Origin of the sequence: Herbidospora galbida, from assembly GCF_005233835.1 — a bacterium.
Taxonomy (GTDB): Bacteria; Actinomycetota; Actinomycetes; order Streptosporangiales; family Streptosporangiaceae; genus Herbidospora; species Herbidospora galbida.
Genome location: NZ_SZQA01000008.1, coordinates 114715 through 134634 on the forward strand (window position 1 = coordinate 114715; position 19920 = coordinate 134634).

The following is a 19920-nucleotide window of genomic DNA, read 5'->3' on the forward strand; positions in this document are numbered from 1 at the left end:
CGGGATGGGGAACGCCGCGCCGGTGACGCTCGTGTCGGGTGACGAGGAACTGCTCGCCGACCGGGCGGTCGCGTCGGTGGTCTCGTCCGTACGCGCCGCGGAGCCCACCGCCGAAGTCCACGACCTCGTCGGGGCGAAGGTCGAGCCCGGCGAGCTGACCCGGCTGATGTCGCCCTCGCTGTTCGGCGACCGGTCGGTCGTGGTGGTGCGCAACGCCCAGGACCTGACGAAAGACGTCGTCACCGAGACGGTCAAGTACGCCGCCCATCCGTCCGACGACGTGACCCTCGTGCTCGTCCACCCGGGCGGGGTGAAGGGCAAGGCCCTGGTCGACGGGGTGAAGAAGGCCGGCGCGCAGGTGGTCACGGTCGCCAAGCTCACCAAGGCGGGCGAACGCATCGACTTCATCCGCAACGAGTTCCGCGGTCTCGGCCGTACGATCGCGCCCGCCGCCGCCCACGCCCTGCTCGACGCGGTCGGCAGCGACCTGCGCGAGCTGGCGGCGGCCTGCAGCCAGCTGGCGTTCGACACCCAGGAGAAGACCGTCGGCGAGGCCGCCGTGGCCCGCTACCACCGCGGCCGCGCCGAGGTGAGCGGCTTCAACGTGGCCGACATGGCGGTCGAGGGCAAGCTCGCCGAAGCCCTGGAGCAACTCCGCTGGGCCCTGTCGACCGGTGTGGCCCCCGTCCTGATCGTCAGCGCCCTGGCGGGCGGCCTCCGCAGCCTCGCGAAGGTGTCTGGCGCCCCGAGGAACGCCAACGAGAACCAGCTCGCCGGACGCCTGGGCATGCCCCCGTGGAAGATCCGCAACGCCCGCCGCCAGCTGAACGGCTGGGGCCCCGAGGGCCTGTCCCGCGCGATCCAGGCCGTGGCGACGGCCGACGAACAGGTCAAGGGCGGCGGAACCGACGCGGCCTACGCGCTGGAGAACACCATCCAGACGATCGTCCACAGCCGAAACGGCCGCTGACCCGACACGCCGACGAAGCTGGGCCAGAGTCCGAGCCCCGATGTCGTCGCCGCCACGAGACGAAGCCCTTCAGGCCCGGACTCTCAAGCCGGCGAGATCGTGACCCCCACCACCCCGGGCCCCGTGTGCACCCCGATGGCCGCCCCGATCTCCCCCACCCAGACCGCCGCGACCTTGGGCACCCGCCCCCGCAACCTCTCCACCAGCCCCGCAGCCCGTTCGGCCGCCCCCAAATGCTGCACTCCCACATTCACGACATCATCCCCCGCGGCCACGACAGCCAGATCCTCCAGCCGGGAAAGGGCCCGAGAAGCAGTCCGCACCTTTTCCAACAGGGCCACGCTCCCCCCGCTGACATGCAGCAGCGGTTTGACAGAAAGCGCACTCCCCAAAAGCCCGGCGGCGACCCCGATACGCCCACTCCGCCGGAGATACTCCAACGTGTCCACGTAAAAGAACGAAAACGTTCCCCCGGCACACCGCCGAGCAGCCGACGCGACAGAAGAAAGGGACTCACCCAGAGAAGAGGAAACGCCGGCCGCGACCACGGCGAACCCCAACCCCATTCCCACCGACCGGCTGTCGACGACCTCGACCGGAATGGAGGCCGACTGCGCCGCGAGCCGGGCCGCCTCCACCGTCCCCGACATCGCCCCCGACAGGTGAACAGACACCACCCCGGTGGCCCCACCGGCCGCCGCAGCCTCGTAAACATCCAGGAATCGCTCAGGAGACGGCCGTGACGTCGTCACCGCGGACGACACCCGCAACGCCGCGGAAACGGTGTCAGCGGAGATCTGGGACCCGTCCAGGAACTCGCGGCCGCCGACGACCACGGTCACCGGCACGACGGTGATTCCGTACCGCGACGCCTCGTCGGGAGGGAGGTAGGCGGTCGAGTCGGTGACGACGGCGACCGTCATCTACTGCACGGGCGTGCCGCCGCGCCACACGCGGCGGGGCTTCAGGCCGAAGGCCCAGGCGAAGGCGCCTTCGTGGTCGGCGTCCCACTGCACGATGTCGGCCAGGCGGCCGGGGGCCAGGATGCCCCGGTCGGGGGCGCCGAGGACCTGGGCGCCGCCCAGGGTCGCGGCGCGGAGGGCGTCGCCGACGCTCATGCCGAAGGCCGCCACGGCAAGGCTGATGACCAGGGACATCGACGTGATGCCGCAGTGGCCGGGGTTGTGGTCGCTGCCGAGGGCGACGGGCACGTGCTGCGAGAGCAGGCGGCGGACCGGCGGCAGCTGGCCCTGCTGGAGGGCGGTGCCGGGGCACACGACCGCGGGCACGCCGTAGCGGGCCATCAGGGCGATGTCCTCGTCGGTCACGTGGTGGAGCAGGTCGGCGGAGGCGCAGCCCATCTCGGCGGCGAGCTGCACCGCGCCGCGCTTGGAGTAGGCGCCGGCGTGGACGCGGGGCAGCAGGCCGACGTTGCGGCCGGAGGCCAGCACCCAGCGGGCCTCCTCGGCGGAGAAGTGGCCGTCGTCGCAGTAGACGTCGACCGAGTCGGCGCCGGCGGCCGCGGCGTCGGCGCACCAGGCGGCGACGGCCTCGACGTAGTCGCGCTGGCGGCCGAAGTATTCCGGCGGGACCACGTGGGCGGCCATGAAGGTCACGTGGACGCGCGGCATCATCGGCTCCTTCTCCAGTTCACGGAGAAGGCGCACGTCGGCGAGTTCGCCGTCGCGCGTCAGGTGGTAGCCCGTCTTCGCCTCGACGGTCGTGGTGCCGCTGAGGAGCCACTCGCGCAGGCGTTCGCGAACGCCGTTGCACAGCGTCCAGGGGTCGGTGCCGCGCGTCACGGTGACGGTGGAGCCGATGCCGCCGCCCGCGGCGGTGATGGCCGAGGCGGTCGAGCCGCCCGAGCGCATCGCCAGTTCCGCGTAGCGGTTGCCGGCGTACACGGGATGGGTGTGGGCGTCGATGAGGCCCGGGGTCACCAGGGCGCCGCCCAGGTTCTCGACGTGGTCGACGTCGGTGATGTCGTCGACGACGCCGGGGACCGACTGCGGCAGGTCGGCCGCGCGGCCGACCCAGGCGATGCGGTCGTTGTGGACGAGAATCGAGGCGTTGCTGCAGACATCGTGACCGGTCCAGAGGCGGCCGATGTTCGTGAGCAGCCTAACGGTCATCCGACCACCACCAATGAGGACGCCAATGTCGTCGCCACCGGTGGACCCGCCGGGTCCGCTCCGTGTCCGGACGTCATTGGGGGGTCTCCTGCTCTCATCGCGCACCGGGTTGTGCGATGGACCGATCGCCGGGGATCGCCTCGGCGATTTCAGTCCAGTTACGTTATTTCACAGGTCGCCTCGCTGTACAGGGTTATTGAGAAGAACGCCGGTTCGCCTCCTGGGCATCCGGTTGGCCCGTCCTGCTCTCCTGTCACGCCCGAGCCCATTCCCCCAGGTAAGGCCCGGTAAAGCGCGCGTCCCCCACGCGTAACGGCACTCACGGCGAAATTCGCCGTGAGGCTCGCCATATCGTACCAACGGCGACGCATGCTAGCTACCGCCGGTTTCCTGCCGCTTTACGGAAAAGGTACGAAATTAGACGGTTTCCACCGGCTTGGCCACCCTGTCCAGCTCGTGGTGCAGGGTCGACGGAACCCGCGCGTGCAGGATCGTGCCGTCGCCGGTGTGGTCGACCGACAGCACCTCGCCCTCCTTGTGGGCCCGCGCGACCAGGTCGCCCCGGTCGTAGGGGATCAGCACGTGGACCTCGTGGTCGAGGTGGGGCAGCTCCTGCTCGATCAGGTCCATCAGCTCGGAGATGCCCTGGCCGGTGCGGGCGCTGACCACGATGCTGTGACGCTCGCGCATCGTCAGCCGGTCGATGACCTCGCGGGCGGCGGCGTCGGCCTTGTTGATCACGACGATCTCGGGGATGTCGCGGGCGCCCTCGATCTCGCCGAAGACCTCGCGCACGGCGGCCAGCTGCGACTCGGGGTCGGGGTGCGAGCCGTCGACGACGTGCAGAATCAGGTCGGCGTCGCCGACCTCCTCCAGCGTCGAGCGGAACGCCTCGACCAGCTGGTGCGGCAGGTGGCGCACGAAGCCCACCGTGTCGGCCAGGGTGAACAGGCGGCCTTCGGGGGTGCGCGCGCGGCGTACCGTCGGGTCGAGGGTGGCGAACAGGGCGTCCTCCACCAGCACGCCCGCGCCGGTGAGGCGGTTCAGCAGCGACGACTTGCCGGCGTTGGTGTAGCCGGCGATCGCCACCGCGGGCACCTCACGGCGACGGCGCGAATGGCGCTTGGTGTCGCGGGCGGTGGACATCTCCTTGATCTGGCGGCGGAGCTTGGCCATGCGCTCGCGGATGCGGCGCCGGTCGAGCTCGATCTTCGTCTCACCGGGGCCGCGGCCGCCGATGCCGACGCCGCCGGCCGCCCGTCCGCCGACCTGGCGGGACAGGTTGCCACCCCAGCCTCGCAGGCGCGGCAGGAGGTAGGAGAGCTGGGCCAGTTCGACCTGGGCCTTGCCCTCGCGGCTCTTGGCGTGCTGGGCGAAGATGTCGAGGATCAGCGCGGTGCGGTCGATGACCTTGACCTTCACCACTTCTTCGAGCTGGCGCAGCTGACCGGGGGTCAGTTCACCGTCGCAGATGACGGTGTCGGCGCCGGTCGAGGCGACGATGTCGCGCAGCTCGATGGCCTTGCCCGAGCCGATGTAGGTGGCCGGGTCGGGCCGGTCACGCCGCTGGATCAGGCCTTCGAGGACCTCGGAGCCGGCCGTCTCGGCCAGCAGCTTGAGTTCCTGCAGGGAGTTCTCGGCGTCGAAGGAGGTCCCGCTGGTCCACACCCCGATCAGGACGACCCTCTCGAGGCGGAGCTGCCGGTATTCGACTTCGGTGACATCTTCGAGCTCCGTCGAAAGACCCGCGACCCGCCGTAGCGCCTGACGCTCTTCGAGTTCGTAATCGCCGATGTCTTCTGGCTCGTTATGCATATACGTCATTTCTCCTGACAACAATGCGACACCACCGTGTCTTCCCATCGATGGTGGCACGACACGGGAATCCCGCGCATCACGTTAAGCCCCCAGGTCGGTGAGGATCCGGCGGCTCTCCCCCGCCCAGTGGACCAGACCGAGGCGTTCGTGCACGATGAGGGCGGCCTCGGCGTGGCGTCGCGCCAGGGCCGGATCGCCCATGGCGCGGGCCAGCCGGGCGAGCGGGAGATGGGTGCTGCCGAGCGCGGCCGTGCCGGTCCCGCTCACCACGATCCGGTCCTCGTACGGCCTGAGCCGGGTGTACAGCGGCCCGGGATCGGGGGTCGAGAGGTGGCAGGAGATCTCGGCCCAGAGCGCCGTGAGGAAGCCCGTGCTCCAGTTGTCGGGGATCTCGGTGCCCCACTCGGCGACCATCCGGCGGGCGCCGTCGAGGTCGCCGACGTCGATGGTGGCGAGGATCGCGACGGGGCGCAGGGGGATCATCTCGGGACGGGAGGCGTACTCGACCAGTTCGGGGAGGATCTCGGCGGTGCGGCCCCGGGCGCGGCGCGCGACGAACACGGTGACGAGGCGGGGGTAGTCGCGGCCCCACATGGTCGTGGCGCCGAGCAGGCCGCCGAACTCCCCGGCCAGGCGTTCGGCCTCGTCCCACTCGCCGCGCAGCACCCGCATGGCCGATTCGGCGTTGAGCACCATCGCGGTGAGCTCGGGGCGCCTGGCCTCGGTGAGCAGGTGGCGGCAGCGGGCCAGTTCGCGCTCCCACTCCGCGAGCCGGCCGCCGCGCAGCAGGTTAGACATGCGGAAGACGCGGGCGACGATCTCGGTGCGGGCGGGCAGGCCGGGGATGGCGAGCATCTCGTCGGTGACGGCGGTGCGCTCGGCCTCCCGGGTGGTCAGGTCGGCGATCACGAGGTAGCCGTTGATGGTGCGGACGCGCAGGTCGTCGTCGCCGGTCCGCCTGGCCAGTTCGATGGCCTCGGCGGCCATGGCCTCGCCTTCGGCGCGGCGCGGCGAGTAGCCGAGTTCGAGCCCCAGCACGCTCAGCACGGCGGCCCGCTCGGCGGGGTCGAGCGGCTCGCGCAGCAGCCCGTCGAGCACGCCGACGAGGCGTTCGTCGACCCAGCCGTAGGGCTGCCAGTTCCAGACGGTCGCCCCGCCGAAGACCGACACCGCGCGGATCACCGCCGCCCGGTCGCCGAGGTCGGCGGCCAGGCCGATCGCCTCCACCAGGGCCACGCGCGCCCGTTCGGGGTCGCCGACGGCCCGGAGCGCCTGGCCGTGCTCGATGAGGAGGTCGCAGCGGCGGGCCGGGTCGCCGGGGCCCAGGGCCGCCAGGGCGCGGGCCCAGTAGGCGGCGGCCTCGTCGTAGGCGTGCCGGGCGGCCGACTGGCGGGCGGCCCCGATCGCGTGCTCGACCGCCTTCGCCGCGCCCCCGACGCGGGCGGCCAGGCCGAAGTGGTGGGCCAGCGTGGAGACCTCGACCGAGGGCAGGTCCTCCAGCGCGAGGGCGGCGCGCAGGTGCAGCCGGGCGCGGGCCAGCCGCGGCAGCCCGGCGTAGAGAGCGTCGCGGACGAGCGCGTGGGAGAACCGGTAGCCGTCGTCCGACTCGACGAGGAGGCCGGTGCCGACGGCCGGTTCGAGCTGCGACATCACCTGTTCCGCGTCGGCGCCGGTGACCCGTTCGAGCACGTCGACCTCGGCCTCGCGGCCCAGCACCGCGACGGCGCGCAGGATCTCCTGCGTGGCCTCCGGCAGGCGGGCCACCCGCCGCCCGATGACCTCGCGCACGCCGTCGGGCACGCCCTCGGCCGCCGCCGTCCCGAGCCGGTGTTCCGAGTCGAGCAGGCGCAGCAGTTCGCCCAGGTAGAAGGGGTTGCCGCCGGTGCGTTCGTGGAGCCGTCCGGCCAGCGCCGGATCGTCGAGGTCCCGGCGTCGCAGGTAGAGGGAGACCTCGTCGGGGCTGAAGGGCCGCAGCGGCACCCGGTCGGTCCCGATCTCCCGGTTCAGCGAGCCGAGGGTGTCGCGCAGCAGGTCGCCGGGGTAGGGCCGGAGGGTCGCCAGCACCAGCACGGGCCGCCGCGCCAGCTCCCCGGCGGCGAACTGGAGCAGCCGCAGCGAGGCGGCGTCGGCCCAGTGGAGGTCGTCGAGGACGACCAGGGCCGGCACCGGCCCCCCGGCCAGGTCGTCGACCACCCGGGCGTGCAGTTCGAACAGGGCCGCGCCGGGGTCGTCGGCCAGCGCCTCGTCGCCGGTGAGCAGCGAGCGCGCGGTGTCGCGGCCGAGGTCGCGCAGCACCTGGAGCCAGGGCCAGAAGGCGGGCGCGCCGGTGTCCTCGGCGCAGCGCCCCCAGCCGACCGCGAGCCCGCTCGCCTCGGCCTCCTCGGCGGCGGCCTGGGCGAGCCGGGTCTTGCCGACCCCGGCCTCCCCGGTGACGAGCAGCACGCCGCCCTGGCCGCGCCGGACCGCCGCCAGCCGCTCGTCGATCCGGGCCAGCTGCTCGGTCCGGGCGATCAGCCGGTCGCCGGCCACCCTCGGCACGGGCGCCGCCGTGACGGTCACGGCGGGCGCGGGGATGTCGAGGTCGGCCGACTGGCCGAACACGGCTTGTTCGAGTTTGCGCAGCTCGGGGCCGGGTTCGATGCCGAGTTCGCGGTCGAGGACGGCGCGGACCTGGCGGAGGGCCGCGAGCGCGTCGGCCTGGCGGCCGGCCCGGTAGAGGGCCAGCACCAGCAGCCCCCACATCCGCTCGCGGTAGGGGTGGTCGTGGACGAGCGACTCCAGGCCGGGGACGCACGAGCCGCTCTCGCCGAAGGCCAGCCGGGCCTCGAACCGGTCTTCGGTGGCCGACACCCACAGGTCGGCCAGTTCGGTGATCACCGGCTGGGCGAAGGGGTAGCCGGCGAACTCCTCCAGCGGCCGGCCGCGCCACACGGCGAGCGCCTGGTCGAGAACCTGCAGCGCGCGGGCGGGCTCCCCTTGGGCGAGGACGCGCCGCCCGTCGTCGGCCAGCGCCCGGAACCGGGCCAGGTCGACCTCGCCCGGCGCCACCGCCAGCAGGTAGCCGGGCTCGCGGGTCAGCAGGACGCGGGGCGGGGTGCGCGGCGCCCGGCCGGGTTCGAGCGCCCGCCGGAGCTGCGAGACGTACGCCTGGAGCGTTCCGGTCGCACTCGACGGGGCCTCGCCCGACCACAGTTCGTCGATGAGCCGGTCGAGGGAGACCACCCGGCCGGGCTCGATCGCCAGCATGGCGAGCACGGCCCGTTGCTTCGGGGTGCCGAGCTCGACCTGACGTCCGTCGGCGTCCCTCACCTCCATGGGACCGAAGAGGCGAACGTCCATGGCCGTCACATTACGACCACTAGTGGGTCACTAGTCACCCCCAGTCCGGCCGCAAACCCTTTCGCCCACTGTGTGGTCATGGACGACTTCACCAAGGCGATCCGGGGCCGGGTGCTGGCCCCCGGAGACGACACTTTCGAGACCGCCAGGCTGCCCTGGAACCGGGCCGTCGACCAGGGCGGCGTACGCCTCGTCGTGGTCCCCGAGGACGCGGCCGACGCCGCGGCGGCCGTGCGGTGCGCGCGGATGGCGGGGCTGACGGTGGCGACCCAGCCCAACGGGCACGGCGCGGCCGGCGGGCTCGACGGCGAGGTGCTGCTGCGCACCCATCTGCTGCGGGGCGTGGAGGTCGACCCGGTCCGCCGGATCGCCCGCGTCGAGGCGGGCGCGAGCTGGGGCGAGGTGCAGGCCGCGGCGGCCAAGCACGGCCTGAGCGGGCCGTGCGGCAGTTCCCCCGTGGTCAGCGCGACCGGGTACCTGCTGGGCGGCGGCCTCAGCTGGTTCGGCCGCGCGCACGGCTTCGGCGCGTCCGGCGTGCGGGCGTTCGACGTGGTCGACGCCGACGGGCACCCGGCCCGGGTGACGGGCGGCTCCGACCCCGACCTGTTCTGGGCACTGCGGGGCGGGGGCGGCGACTTCGCGCTGGTCACGGCCGTGGAGATCGAGCTGTTCCCGGCGCCGTCGATCTTCGGCGGGCGGCTGCTGTGGCCCTCGCGGCACGCCCCCGACGTCCTCGCGGCCTTCCGCGAGGCGACCCGGGAGGCCCCCGACGAGCTCAGCCTGTGGTTCAACCTGCTGGAGTTCCCGCCCTTCCCCGAGGTGCCGGAACCGGTGCGGGGCCTGTCGGCGGTCGTGCTCGACCTGGCCTTCCTGGGCGGCGAGGCCGAGGGCCGGGCGCTGACCGACCGGCTGGCGGCGATCCCCGGCCTGATGATCGACTCTCGGCGGCCGCTGCGGGCCGACGAGATGGGCTCGATCTGCGACGAGCCGACCGACCCGGGCGCGTCGCTGTTCTCGGGCCAGATCCTGACCGGCCTGCCCGACGACGCCGCCGCGACGATCCTGTCGGCCCCCGGAGGCCCGATGGTGTCGGTGCAGGTCCGGCACCTGGGCGGGGCCATCGCCCGGTCGTCGGACGACCACGGCGCGCACGGCCGCATCGCCGAGCCCTACCTGCTCGGCCTGCTCGGGGTGGCCCCCGCGCCGCCGGTGGCCGAGATAGTGCGGGCGCGGCAGGCGGAGATCTCGCGGGCGCTGGTGCCGTACACGACCGGCCGCAAGCCGTTCACCTACCTCTCCCCCGGTGAGAAGGCCGCGGCGGCCTTCCCGGCCGGCACGCTGGCCCGGCTGCGGGAGATCAAGCGGCGGCGCGACCCTCACGGGACCTTCCGCAGCAACTTTCCGGTGCTCGCCTGACAGGGCCCCTTGAAGCAACTTCCAACTGCACGCCAACCCAGCCCCAAACGGTCCGATCGATCCTCATCTCAGACGAACGAGGAGGAATCATGATCAACGACTTGCGGCAGGTGGTCCGGGGCCGGGTGCTGACCGCCGGCGACGAGGGGTTCGACCGGGCCCGCGAGCCGTGGGACGGCGCGATCGACCAGCGCGTGCTGGCCGTCGTGGAGGCCGAGGACGCCGCCGACGTGGCGGCCGTGGTCCGGCACGCGAGCCTGTACGGCCTGTCGATCGCCACGCAGCCCAACGGCCACGCGCCGTCATCGGGGTTCGAGGGGGCGATCCTGCTGCGCACCTCCCGGATGCGGGCGGTGCACGTGCGTCCGGAGGAGCGGGTGGCCCGGGTCGAGGCCGGGGCGTCGTGGCAGGAGGTGCTGACCGCCGCCGCCAAGCACGGCCTGACCGGCCTGGCCGGGAGCACCGGCGCGGTCAGCGTCACCGGGTTCGTGCTCGGCGGCGGGCTGAGCTGGTTCGCCCGCAAGCACGGCTTCGCCGCCAACCACGTCGTGGCGTTCGAGGTGGTCGACGCCCAGGGCGAGCACCTGCGGGTGACCGCCGACAGCGACCCCGACCTGTTCTGGGCGCTGCGCGGGGGCGGCGGGGACTATGCGATCGTCACCGCCGTGGAGATCGGCCTGTTCCCCGCCCCCGAGCTGTTCGGCGGCCGGATCATGTGGCCCGCCGCCCGCGCCGCCGAGGTGCTGGCCGCCTTCCGCGAGGTCACCCGTACCGCCCCCGACGAGCTGACCTTGTGGTTCAGCCTGCTGCAGCTGCCCCCGATCCCCGAGCTGCCCGAGCCGCTGCGCGGGCTGTCGGCGGTCTGCCTCGACGCCACCTACCTGGGCGGCGAGGCGGAGGCGCGGGAGCTGCTGGCCCGCTTCGACGCGATCCCCGGCGCGATCGTGGACACCCGGGGGATGCTGCCCGTCGAGCGGCTCGGCGAGATCTGCATGGAGCCGACCGACCCCACCCCGGCCCTGGTCACCTCGCACCTGCTGACCGACCTCGACGACCGGGCCGCCGCCACGCTGCTCGCCGCGACCGGCCCCGGCACGGTCGCCCCGCTCACCTTCGTGATGGTCCGCCACCTCGGCGGCGCCCTCGCTGTGGAACGTGCCGACGCGGGCGCCTGCGGCCACCTGACCGAGAAGTACCAGGTCCATGCCGCCGGCATGCTGCCCTGGCCGGAGCTGGCCGGGCCGATCAAGGAGCGGCAGGCCTCGATCGCGCGGGCACTGGCGCCCTACGCGTCGGACCGCAAGGCCTTCACGTTCCTCGGCCACGACGAACCGGCCGACGCGGCCTTCCCCGTCGAGACGTACGCCCGCCTGCGCCGGATCAAGTCCCGGCGCGACCCCCTGGGGACGTTCCGCTCGAACCACCCGGTGCGTTAGAGCTTCAGGACCTTGCTGTCGCCCGAGCCGGACTGGATGACGATCTTCTTGGCGGCGGACGGGTCGTTGGCGACCTCGAGGGTCTGCTCGCCCGAACCGGTCTCGAGGGTGGCGTGGTAGGTGCCGCCGGGGACCCACGCGATGCCGTCGCCCGAACCGGTCTCGATGGTGACCGAGTCGGGGGCGGCGCCGAACTTCGCCTCGACGCTGCCCGAACCGGCCTCGGCGCGGAAGGTCTTGGCCAGCAGGCCGCTGGCGTCGACCTCGCCCGAGCCGGTCGAGACGTCGACCGGGCCGCTGAGGGCGCGCAGGGTGATCTCGCCGGAACCGGTGTCGACCTTGACGTTCAGGCCCTTGGGCACCTGGACGTCGTAGTCGATCGAGCAGTCCTCGCACGTGTAGGAGAGGGTCAGGGTGCCGTTGCCGACCTCGTGGCCGTCGGTCGGCTTGTCGCCCCGGTAGTGGAGGGTCTCGGTCACCGCGATGCCGGTCCGGGCCGACTCGGTGACGACGACGTCGCCCGACCCGCTCTCGATGCGCAGGGCGCTGACCGCGTCGGTGACGTCGTACTTCTCGACCGCCTCGCTGCGGGGGCCGAAGTCGAGGTCGAGATCGCCGCAGGCGGTCAGGACCAGTGCGGATCCGGCCAGCAGACCCGCGGCCGCGATGCTCTTCATTCTCATGCCCTCAGTCTGTGAGCCCGGGGCCCGCCCTCCCATCGGGGATGGCCCCCAGGGCTCCCTGAGAGGACCCTCAGGAACGCCCTCTGATAATCTTCCATTGGACAGAAGATGATTTCCGCATCATGGAAAAGAGGGGCGATGACCAACGGCGAGTTCTCTGAGGCAGACTCCGGCGCGAGCCACGACCGGCCTTCGGCCGTCCGCGGCTCGCTCATCCATGGCCCGATGTCCGACCGGTTCGACGAGATCCTCACCCCCGAGGCCCTCGCCTTCGTGGCGGATCTCCACCGGGCCTTCGACGGCCGTCGCCGCGAACTCCTGGCCGCCCGCCAGGCCCGCCAGGCCGAACTGTCGGCGGGGGGCATGCTCGGATTCCTTCCCGAAACGGAAGAGATCAGGCGCGGCGACTGGCAGGTGGCGCCCCCGGCGTTCGGCCTCGAAGACCGCCGGGTCGAGATCACCGGCCCGGTCGACCGCAAGATGACCATCAACGCGCTCAACTCCGGCGCGAAGGTGTGGCTGGCCGACTTCGAAGACGCCAACTCCCCCACCTGGGAGAACAACCTCAACGGGCAGCTCAACCTGCGGTCGGCCCTCGACCGCGAGATCGACTTCGAGAGCGGCGGCAAGTCCTACGCGCTGCGGCCCGACGAGGAGCTGGCCACGATCGTGGTCCGCCCGCGCGGCTGGCACCTCGACGAGAAGCACCTCACCGTCGACGGCCGGCCGGTCTCGGCCTCGCTGTTCGACTTCGCGCTCTACTTCTTCCACAACGCCCGCCGCCTGCTGGCCAAGGGCAAGGGCCCCTACTTCTACCTCCCGAAGATCGAGTCCCACTTGGAGGCCCGCCTCTGGAACGACGTCTTCGTCGCCGCCCAGAACGCGCTCGGCCTCCCCTTGGGCACCGTCCGGGCCACGGTCCTGATCGAGACCTACCCGGCGGCCTTCGAGATGGAGGAGATCCTGTACGAACTGCGCGACCACTCCGCCGGTCTCAACGCCGGCCGGTGGGACTACCTGTTCAGCGTGATCAAGAAGTTCCGCACGCGGGGCCGCGAGTTCCTGCTCCCCGAGCGCAACACCGTGACGATGACGGCGCCCTTCATGCGGGCGTACACGGAACTGCTGGTGCGGACCTGCCACAAGCGCGGCGCCCACGCCATCGGCGGGATGGCCGCCTTCATCCCCTCGCGGCGCGACCCCGAGGTGAACGCGGTCGCCCTGGAGAAGGTGCGGGCCGACAAGACCCGCGAGTCGGGCGACGGCTTCGACGGCTCGTGGGTGGCCCACCCCGACCTCGTGCCGATCTGCAAGGAGGTCTTCGACGGCGTGCTCGGCGACCGGCCCAACCAGCTCGACCGGCTGCGCGAGGACGTCTCCGTCACCGCCGAAGACCTGCTGTCGGTCTCCAAGACGCCGGGCGAGATCACCGAGACCGGGCTGCGCAGCAACGTCGACGTCGCGCTGCGCTATCTGGCGGCCTGGATGGGCGGCAGCGGCGCGGTGGCCATCCACAACCTGATGGAGGACGCCGCCACGGCCGAGATCTCCCGGTCGCAGATCTGGCAGTGGATCCACAACGACATCGAGCTCGCCGACACCCACGAGGTGGTCACCAAGGAGCTCGTCGAGCGGATCATCGACGAGGAGCTCGCCAAGATCAGAACCGAGCCGATCTGGGACGAGAACCTGTTCGCCCAGGCCACCGCACTGTTCAAAGAGGTTGCTCTTGACGACGACTTCGCCGAGTTTTTGACCCTTCCGGCGTATTCTCAGATGCCGTGACGGTGTTCGACCGGCTCGAAGCGATCTTTCCGCCCGACCGGGTCATCACCGACCCGGTCCGGCTCCGCACCTACGAGTGCGACGGCCTCACCTACCATCGCGCGACCCCGATGGTCGTGGTCCTGCCGGAGACCGCGGCGGAGGTCGCGGCGGTGGTGAAGGTGTGCGCCGAGTTCGGCATGCCGTTCGTGGCGCGCGGCTCGGGCACCGGCCTGTCGGGCGGCGCGCTGCCGCGCTCCGACGGGGTCCTCATCGTGACGTCGCGGATGCGGCGGATCCTCTCGGTCGACCTCGACCGGCGGCAGGCCGTCGTCGAACCGGGGGTCACCAACCTGGCGATCACCGAGGCGGTCCGCGACCGGGGCTACTACTACGCGCCCGACCCGTCGAGCCAGCAGATCTGCTCGATCGGCGGCAACGTGGCCGAGAACTCGGGCGGGGCCCACTGCCTCAAATACGGGTTCACCGTGAACCACGTCCAGGCCCTGGAGATCGTCACCCCCGAGGGCGAGATCGTCGAGGTCTCCGAAGACGACTTCGGCTACGACCTGCTCGGCGCGTTCGTGGGCTCGGAGGGCACGCTCGGCATCGCCACCAAGATCACCGTCAGGCTGCTGCGGACGCCCGAGGCGGTGACCACCCTGCTGGCCGCCTTCGAGAACATCGAGGCGGGCGGCCAGGCGGTGTCGTCGATCATCGGCGCAGGCATCGTGCCGGCCGCGATCGAGATGATGGACGCCCTCGCCATCGAGGCCGCAGAGGCGGCCGTGGCCTGCGGCTATCCGCCCAACGCCGGAGCGGTGCTGATCGTCGAGCTCGACGGGCCCGCGCCCGAGGTCGACGCGCAGCTCGCCGAGGTGATCGCCATCTGCGTGGCGACGGGCTCCTTCGAGCAGCGGGTGGCCGCCTCGGCCGACGAACGGGCCAAGATCTGGCGGGGCCGCAAGTCGGCCTTCGCCGCCGTCGGCCGCATCAGCCCCGCCTACATCGTCCAGGACGGGGTGGTCCCGAGGACCTCCCTCGGCGAGGTGCTGGCCGGCATCGACGCGCTGCAGGACGAGTTCGGCATCCGGGTGGCCAACGTCTTCCACGCCGGCGACGGCAACCTCCACCCGCTGGTGCTGTTCGACGACGCCGCGCCCGGCGAGGGCGAGCGCGCCGAGGTGGTCAGCGGCCGGATCCTCGACCTGTGCATCGTGCACGGCGGGTCGATCACCGGCGAACACGGCGTGGGCGTCGACAAGGCCCGCTACATGCCCAGGATGTTCACCGACGCCGACCTCGACACCATGCAGCGGTTGCGCTGCGCCTTCGACCCCGGCGGCCGGTCGAACCCGGGCAAGGTGTTCCCGACGCCGCGATTGTGCGGCGAGGTGCCGCGCGTCCGCAAAGGCTCACCCGGGGAGATCTTCTGATGCTCGGCCACACGAGTGTGACGATGCGCGACGGGGGCCCCGCCGACGCGGTCGGCGGCCAGGTCCCGAGGTGGGTCGCGCTGCCCGAGAGCGTCGAGGAGATCTCGGTCGTGCTGGGCGCCTGCGCCGACGCCGGTCTGGCCGTGACCCCGGCCGGGGCGCGCACCAAACTCTGCTGGGCGGCCCCGCCCGAGCGTCTCGACGTGCTGCTCGACCTGTCGGCCATGCACGACGTGCTCGAACACGTGGCGGGCGACCTGGTGGTCCGCGTCCAGGCGGGCATCCCGCTGGCCCGGCTGGCCGAGGTGCTGGCCAAGGCCGGGCAGGAGCTGGCGCTCGACGTCCCGTTCCCGGGGGCGACCGTCGGCGGCACCCTGGCCGCCCCGTCGCCGGGCCCGCGCGCCTACCGCTACGGCAACGCCCGCGACCTGCTGATCGGCGTGACGGTCGTACTGGCCGACGGCACCATCGCGCGGGCCGGCGGCAAGGTCGTCAAGAACGTCGCCGGTTACGACCTCGGCAAGCTGTTCACCGGCTCCTACGGCACCCTGGGCGTGATCGCCGAGGCGACGTTCCGGCTCCACCCGCTGCCCGCCGACCGCCGCTGGCTCACCTTCGAGTGCGAGGGCTGGGAGGACGCCGGGGCGCTGCTGAGATCCCAGCTCGAACCGAGCGCCGTCGAGATCGACCACCCGGCCGAGGGCCTGACGACGGTGGCGGCCCTGTTCGAGGGCCCGGCGGCCCGCGACCGCGCCGAAGCCGCCCGCGACCTGCTCGGCGGCGGAGAGCTGCGCGACGACGCGCCGTCGTGGTGGAGCCGTCCGCCGGGCCTGCCGCTCGCGTCGCTGCGCTGCCACGTGGCGCCCTACGTGCCCGAGGGCGTGTCGGTACGCGGCTCGCTCGCCACCGGCGTCTACCTCGCGTCCGGGACGGGCGACCTCGACGCGTGGCGGTCACGACTGCCGGCCGACGCCCGCCTGGTGGGCCTGGCCGGCGACTTCACCGGCGACCGGTGGGGCCCGATCCCGTCGCTGCCGCTGATGCGGCGGGTCAAGGAGCGGTTCGACCCCGAGCGGCGCATGTCGCCCGGCCGGCTCGCGGGAGGCGTCTGACATGGACCAAGAGCTGATCAAAGATTGCGTGCACTGCGGTTTCTGCCTGCCGACGTGCCCGACCTACGTGCTGTGGGGCGAGGAGATGGACTCCCCGCGCGGCCGCATCCACCTGATGGCCCAGCACAACGAGGGCGTCGAGATGACGCCCGAGATGGCCGGCCACTTCGACGCGTGCCTGGGCTGCATGGCGTGCGTGACGGCGTGCCCTTCGGGGGTCCAGTACGACAAGCTCATCGAGCACACGCGCCCGGTCGTCGAGCGGGAGCACACCCGCGCCCCGCGCGACCGGGCGGTCCGGGCGCTGGTGTTCGCCCTGTTCCCCTATCCGCGGCGGCTGCGGCTGGTCAAGCCGTTCACCCGGCTCAACCGGCGGCTGGCCCCCTTCCTGGAGCGGGTGCATCCGACGCTCGGGGCGCTGGCCGAGCTCACCCCGCCCCGGTCGCGGGTGAGGCCGCTGCCCGCGCTCGTCCGGGCGCGGGGACGGCGGCGGGCCCGGGTCGGGCTGCTGACCGGATGCGTGCAGGGGGCGTTCTTCCCCGACGTGAACCGGGCGACCGCGCGGGTGCTCGCCCTCGAAGGCTGCGACGTGGTCATTCCCCGAGGCCAGGGGTGTTGCGGGGCGCTCTCCCTGCATTCCGGCTACGACGCGCACAAGTTCGCCAGGAAGACCATCGAGACCTTCGAGAAGGCCGGCGTCGACACCGTCGTGGTGAACGCCGCCGGGTGCGGGTCGTCGATGAAGGACTACGCCGACGTGCTGGCCGACGACCCCGACTGGCAGCAGCGGGCCTCCCGGCTGAAGGTGCGCGACCTGGCCGAATACCTGGTCGAACTGGGCCCGGTGGCCGAACGCCACCCGCTGCCGATGACCGTGGCCTATCACGACGCCTGCCACCTCGCCCACGCCCAGGGGGTGCGCGCGCAGCCGCGCGAGCTGCTCGGCGGGATCCCCGAGCTGAAGATCCGGGAGATCGCCGAGTCGGCCATCTGCTGCGGATCGGCCGGGACCTACAACCTCTTCCAGCCCGAGCCCGCCCGGGCACTGGGCGAACGGAAGGCGGCCCGGGTCGAGGAGACCGGCGCCGACCTGCTCGTCTCCGCCAACCCCGGGTGCACCATGCAGATCACGACCGCCATGCGGCGGCTCGGCCACCCGCCCATCCCCGTCGCCCACACCGCCCAGGTCCTCGACGCGTCCCTCCGGGGGCTGGGGACGGTGCGGTGAGCGTCCAGTCGGTGGAGCGCGCGCTCGACGTGCTCGAAGCCCTGGCCGACCACGGCGGCGAGGCGGGCCTGTCGGAGATCGCGGCCCGCACGGGCCTGCCCTACGGCACCATCCACCGCCTGCTCCAGACCCTCCTGCTGCGCGGGTACGTCCGGCAGGAGTCCGACCGGCGCTACGCGCTGGGCGGGGCGCTCGTGCGGATCGGCGGCGCGGCCGAACGGCTGGTGGGCGCGTGGGCCGAGCCCTACCTGACGAAGATGGTGGAGCTGTCCGGTGAGACGGCCAACATGGCCGTCCTGGAGGGCGACTTCGTCGTCTACGTGGCCCAGGTCCCCTCACCCCGGCGCCTGCGGATGTTCGCCGAGGTGGGCCGCCGGGTGCTGCCCCACAGCACGGCCGTCGGCAAGGTCCTGCTGGCCGGCCACCCGAACGCGGCGGCGGTCTTCGAACGGACCGGCCTCCCCCGCCGGACCGACCAGACCATCACCACCGTCGGGGCCATGATGGCCGAACTGTCGGCGGTGGCCGTCCGGGGCTACGCGATGGACCTCGGCGAGGAGGAGTCGGGGGTGCACTGCCTGGCGGTCCCGGTGGCCGACGGCGCCCGCGTGGTGGCCGCGATGTCGGTCTCGGGCCCGGCCGAACGGATCTCCGCCCTCGACCGCGACGAGCTGGCCCGGGGCCTGCGGAAGATCGCCGACGACTTCGGCGCGGAGGTCTTCGGCGCCCGAAGCTGAACTGTCGGGACGCGCGGCTAGGTTGAGGGCATGTGCCGAAGCATCAAGACGCTGCGCCCGCCGTTCGCCGATGACGTGACCGAGAACGACATCGAGGCCGCGGCGCTCCAATACGTCCGCAAGATCAGCGGGTTCCGCACCCCTGCCGCGCACAACGCGGCGGCCTTCGACGAGGCGGTCGCGGAGATCACCGCCGCGAGCGTCAAGCTGCTCGCGGCGCTGGAGGTCCGGGGCGCGAAGTGATCACGCTGAGCCGGTGATCAGGCACACTGGGTCAGCATGATGTCCTTGTCGGCCGTGGTGACCGGCAGGTCATACTTGAGCGCCACCTGGGCGAACCTGACCACGTAGGAGCAGCGGATCTTCCGCACCGGCGGTAACCACGACGCCGGGCCCGAGTCGCTCTTCGACGAGTTGGTCGAGCCGTCGACCGGCAGCAGGTTGAGCGGGTCGTTGGCCAGCCGCTTGCGCTCGGCCTCGCTCCACCGCGAGGAGCCCATCTGCCAGCTGTACGACAGCGGGATCACATGGTCGATCTGGACCTCCGACGCGTCTTCCTTCCGGAAGTCGATGGTCTTGCCCGTGTAGGGGTCGTCGAGCGTCATCGCCACGACGACGCAGTCGGAGCCGCTGCGGAACTCGACGTCCTCGCCGTCGCGCTGGAGCAGGTCGTTGCGGGTGTCGCAGCCGTTGCGCGCCAGCGGGATGCCGTCGGCGTTGTCGGCCCACGCGTAGCCGAACTCGTCGCGGTCGTACCCGGTCTTCGGGCCCCGGCCCTTGGTATCGACCTTCTCGATCAGCTCACGGGCCTCCTTGAGATCGGCCTCGGACGTGATCGCCTTGAGGCCCGCCTTGGTGCCCTCGGGGTTGTCCAGGGGGTTGGTCCCGGACGACGATCCCCCGCCTCCCCCGGAGTCGCCCGGCGGAGCCGCCGCCTCGATCGCACCGCAGCCCGACACGAGTAATCCCGCCAGCACGAACCCGGCGCCCACTCTGCGCAGCACCGCCCACCCCCAGGTCATGAAATTGCCTGCCCAGGTATAGCAAATGCCCAAATTTCAGGCTTTAAGAGGTCAGGTGATCAGGATTCCACCGTCCACCGGCAGCACCGCCCCCGTCACGTACGACCCCGCGTCCGAGGCCAGGAAGACGGCCGCGCAGACCAGTTCCTCCGCCTCCCCCACCCGCCCGGCGGGCACGCGGAGGGCCAGCGTCTTCTCCAGGTAGCCCTCGGGATACTGCGAGGTCATCTCCGAGGCGAAGAACCCCGGCTCCAGGCAGTTGACCCGGATCCCCCGGCGGCCCGTCCACTGCTGCGCCAGGTCGCGGGTCAGCCCGGTGATCGCCGCCTTGGACGCCGAGTAGGCCGCCTGCGGCAGCCCTCCGGTCGTCTCGCCCAGGATGCTCCCGATGTTCACGATCGAGGAGCCGGGCCGCATCACCCGGGCGCAGGCCTGCGCCATGTGGAAGGCCCCGTTGAGGTTGACGTCGACGACCGCCCGGAACTCCTCGGCCGTCTCCTTGAGAGCGGGCACGGCGGTCCCGACCCCGGCGTTGTTGATCAGGATGTCGACCCCGCCCAGCTCGTCGACCGCCGCGGCGACCAGGGCCGCGCAGTCGTCGGGCGAGGTCACGTCGGTGGCCACCGCAACGCAACGGCGGCCGGTCTCCAGGACCAGCCGCCGTGTCTCCTCCAGCCGTTCGGCCCGCCGCGCGCCGATGGCGACGTCGGCTCCGGCCTCGGCCAGGCCGCGGGCGAAGGCAACGCCCAGGCCCGACGAGGCCCCCGTGACGACCGCGACTTTCCCGTCCAGACGAAAACGTTCGAGAATCACGGCCGCCACGATAC

At 72.3% G+C, this 19920-nt stretch carries 16 protein-coding genes; 9 read left to right on the forward strand and 7 right to left on the reverse strand.

Annotated elements, in window-relative coordinates:
• The first annotated feature begins 4 nt into the window (after positions 1–4).
• A complete protein-coding gene (holA, locus tag FDA94_RS11190) occupies positions 5–970 on the forward strand; it encodes a DNA polymerase III subunit delta (protein WP_137246987.1) in 966 nt (321 codons plus the stop codon).
• Between the two features lie 83 nt (positions 971–1053).
• Here the strand turns inward: holA and FDA94_RS11195 are convergent, their stop codons facing one another.
• The 4 genes from FDA94_RS11195 to FDA94_RS41060 all read right to left on the reverse strand — a co-directional run bounded on the left by FDA94_RS11195 (position 1054) and on the right by FDA94_RS41060 (position 8259).
• A complete protein-coding gene (locus FDA94_RS11195; protein WP_137246988.1) occupies positions 1054–1893 on the reverse strand; it encodes a DegV family protein in 840 nt (279 codons plus the stop codon).
• A complete protein-coding gene (gene hutI, locus FDA94_RS11200; protein ID WP_137246989.1) occupies positions 1894–3102 on the reverse strand; it encodes an imidazolonepropionase in 1209 nt (402 codons plus the stop codon).
• Between the two features lie 417 nt (positions 3103–3519).
• Complete coding sequence (hflX, locus tag FDA94_RS11205) at positions 3520–4926, reverse strand: GTPase HflX (RefSeq protein ID WP_246059752.1); 1407 nt, start codon at positions 4924–4926, stop codon at positions 3520–3522.
• A 75-nt stretch (positions 4927–5001) separates the two neighbouring features.
• Positions 5002–8259: an ATP-binding protein gene (locus FDA94_RS41060; protein WP_137246991.1), complete on the reverse strand. Its 3258-nt coding sequence runs from the start codon at positions 8257–8259 to the stop codon at positions 5002–5004.
• 78 nt (positions 8260–8337) lie between these two features.
• On the opposite strand from FDA94_RS41060, the gene FDA94_RS11215 reads away from it, so the two are divergent.
• Together FDA94_RS11215 and FDA94_RS11220 are read left to right on the forward strand one after the other, a co-directional pair.
• A complete protein-coding gene (locus FDA94_RS11215) occupies positions 8338–9675 on the forward strand; it encodes an FAD-binding oxidoreductase (protein WP_137246992.1) in 1338 nt (445 codons plus the stop codon).
• Positions 9676–9764: 89 nt separating this feature from the next.
• A complete protein-coding gene (locus FDA94_RS11220) occupies positions 9765–11111 on the forward strand; it encodes an FAD-binding oxidoreductase (RefSeq protein ID WP_137246993.1) in 1347 nt (448 codons plus the stop codon).
• Here FDA94_RS11220 and FDA94_RS11225 read toward each other — a convergent pair.
• Positions 11108–11794: a DUF4097 family beta strand repeat-containing protein gene (locus tag FDA94_RS11225; RefSeq protein WP_246059754.1), complete on the reverse strand. Its 687-nt coding sequence runs from the start codon at positions 11792–11794 to the stop codon at positions 11108–11110. The genes FDA94_RS11220 and FDA94_RS11225 overlap by 4 nt on opposite strands.
• A gap of 225 nt (positions 11795–12019) precedes the next feature.
• On the opposite strand from FDA94_RS11225, the gene aceB reads away from it, so the two are divergent.
• From aceB to FDA94_RS11255, 6 genes are read left to right on the forward strand one after another with little or no spacing between them, the layout of a single operon-like run.
• A complete protein-coding gene (gene aceB / locus FDA94_RS11230; RefSeq protein ID WP_246059771.1) occupies positions 12020–13579 on the forward strand; it encodes a malate synthase A in 1560 nt (519 codons plus the stop codon).
• Positions 13576–14994 (forward strand): FAD-linked oxidase C-terminal domain-containing protein, encoded by a 1419-nt coding sequence (locus FDA94_RS11235; RefSeq protein ID WP_137246995.1) that lies wholly within the window; start codon positions 13576–13578, stop codon positions 14992–14994. The genes aceB and FDA94_RS11235 overlap by 4 nt, the downstream gene beginning before the upstream one ends.
• Complete coding sequence (locus FDA94_RS11240; RefSeq protein WP_137246996.1) at positions 14994–16106, forward strand: FAD-binding oxidoreductase; 1113 nt, start codon at positions 14994–14996, stop codon at positions 16104–16106. Before FDA94_RS11235 ends, FDA94_RS11240 begins: the two co-directional genes overlap by 1 nt.
• 1 nt (position 16107) lies before the next feature.
• The gene (locus FDA94_RS11245) at positions 16108–17334 is read left to right on the forward strand and encodes a (Fe-S)-binding protein (RefSeq protein ID WP_137246997.1); all 1227 of its coding nucleotides are present in this window, start codon (positions 16108–16110) and stop codon (positions 17332–17334) included.
• Positions 17331–18071, forward strand: a complete 741-nt coding sequence (locus FDA94_RS11250) for an IclR family transcriptional regulator (RefSeq protein WP_246059757.1) — start codon at positions 17331–17333, stop codon at positions 18069–18071. Before FDA94_RS11245 ends, FDA94_RS11250 begins: the two co-directional genes overlap by 4 nt.
• Before the next feature lie 30 nt (positions 18072–18101).
• Positions 18102–18314, forward strand: coding sequence for a DUF2277 domain-containing protein (locus FDA94_RS11255; protein ID WP_137246998.1), 213 nt, complete (start codon positions 18102–18104; stop codon positions 18312–18314).
• Between the two features lie 17 nt (positions 18315–18331).
• On the opposite strand, the gene FDA94_RS11260 is transcribed toward FDA94_RS11255, so the two are convergent.
• Positions 18332–19093, reverse strand: coding sequence for an HNH endonuclease family protein (locus FDA94_RS11260; protein ID WP_137246999.1), 762 nt, complete (start codon positions 19091–19093; stop codon positions 18332–18334).
• Positions 19094–19144: 51 nt separating this feature from the next.
• Positions 19145–19906, reverse strand: coding sequence for an SDR family NAD(P)-dependent oxidoreductase (locus tag FDA94_RS11265; protein ID WP_246059759.1), 762 nt, complete (start codon positions 19904–19906; stop codon positions 19145–19147).
• Between the last annotated feature and the right edge of the window lie 14 nt (positions 19907–19920).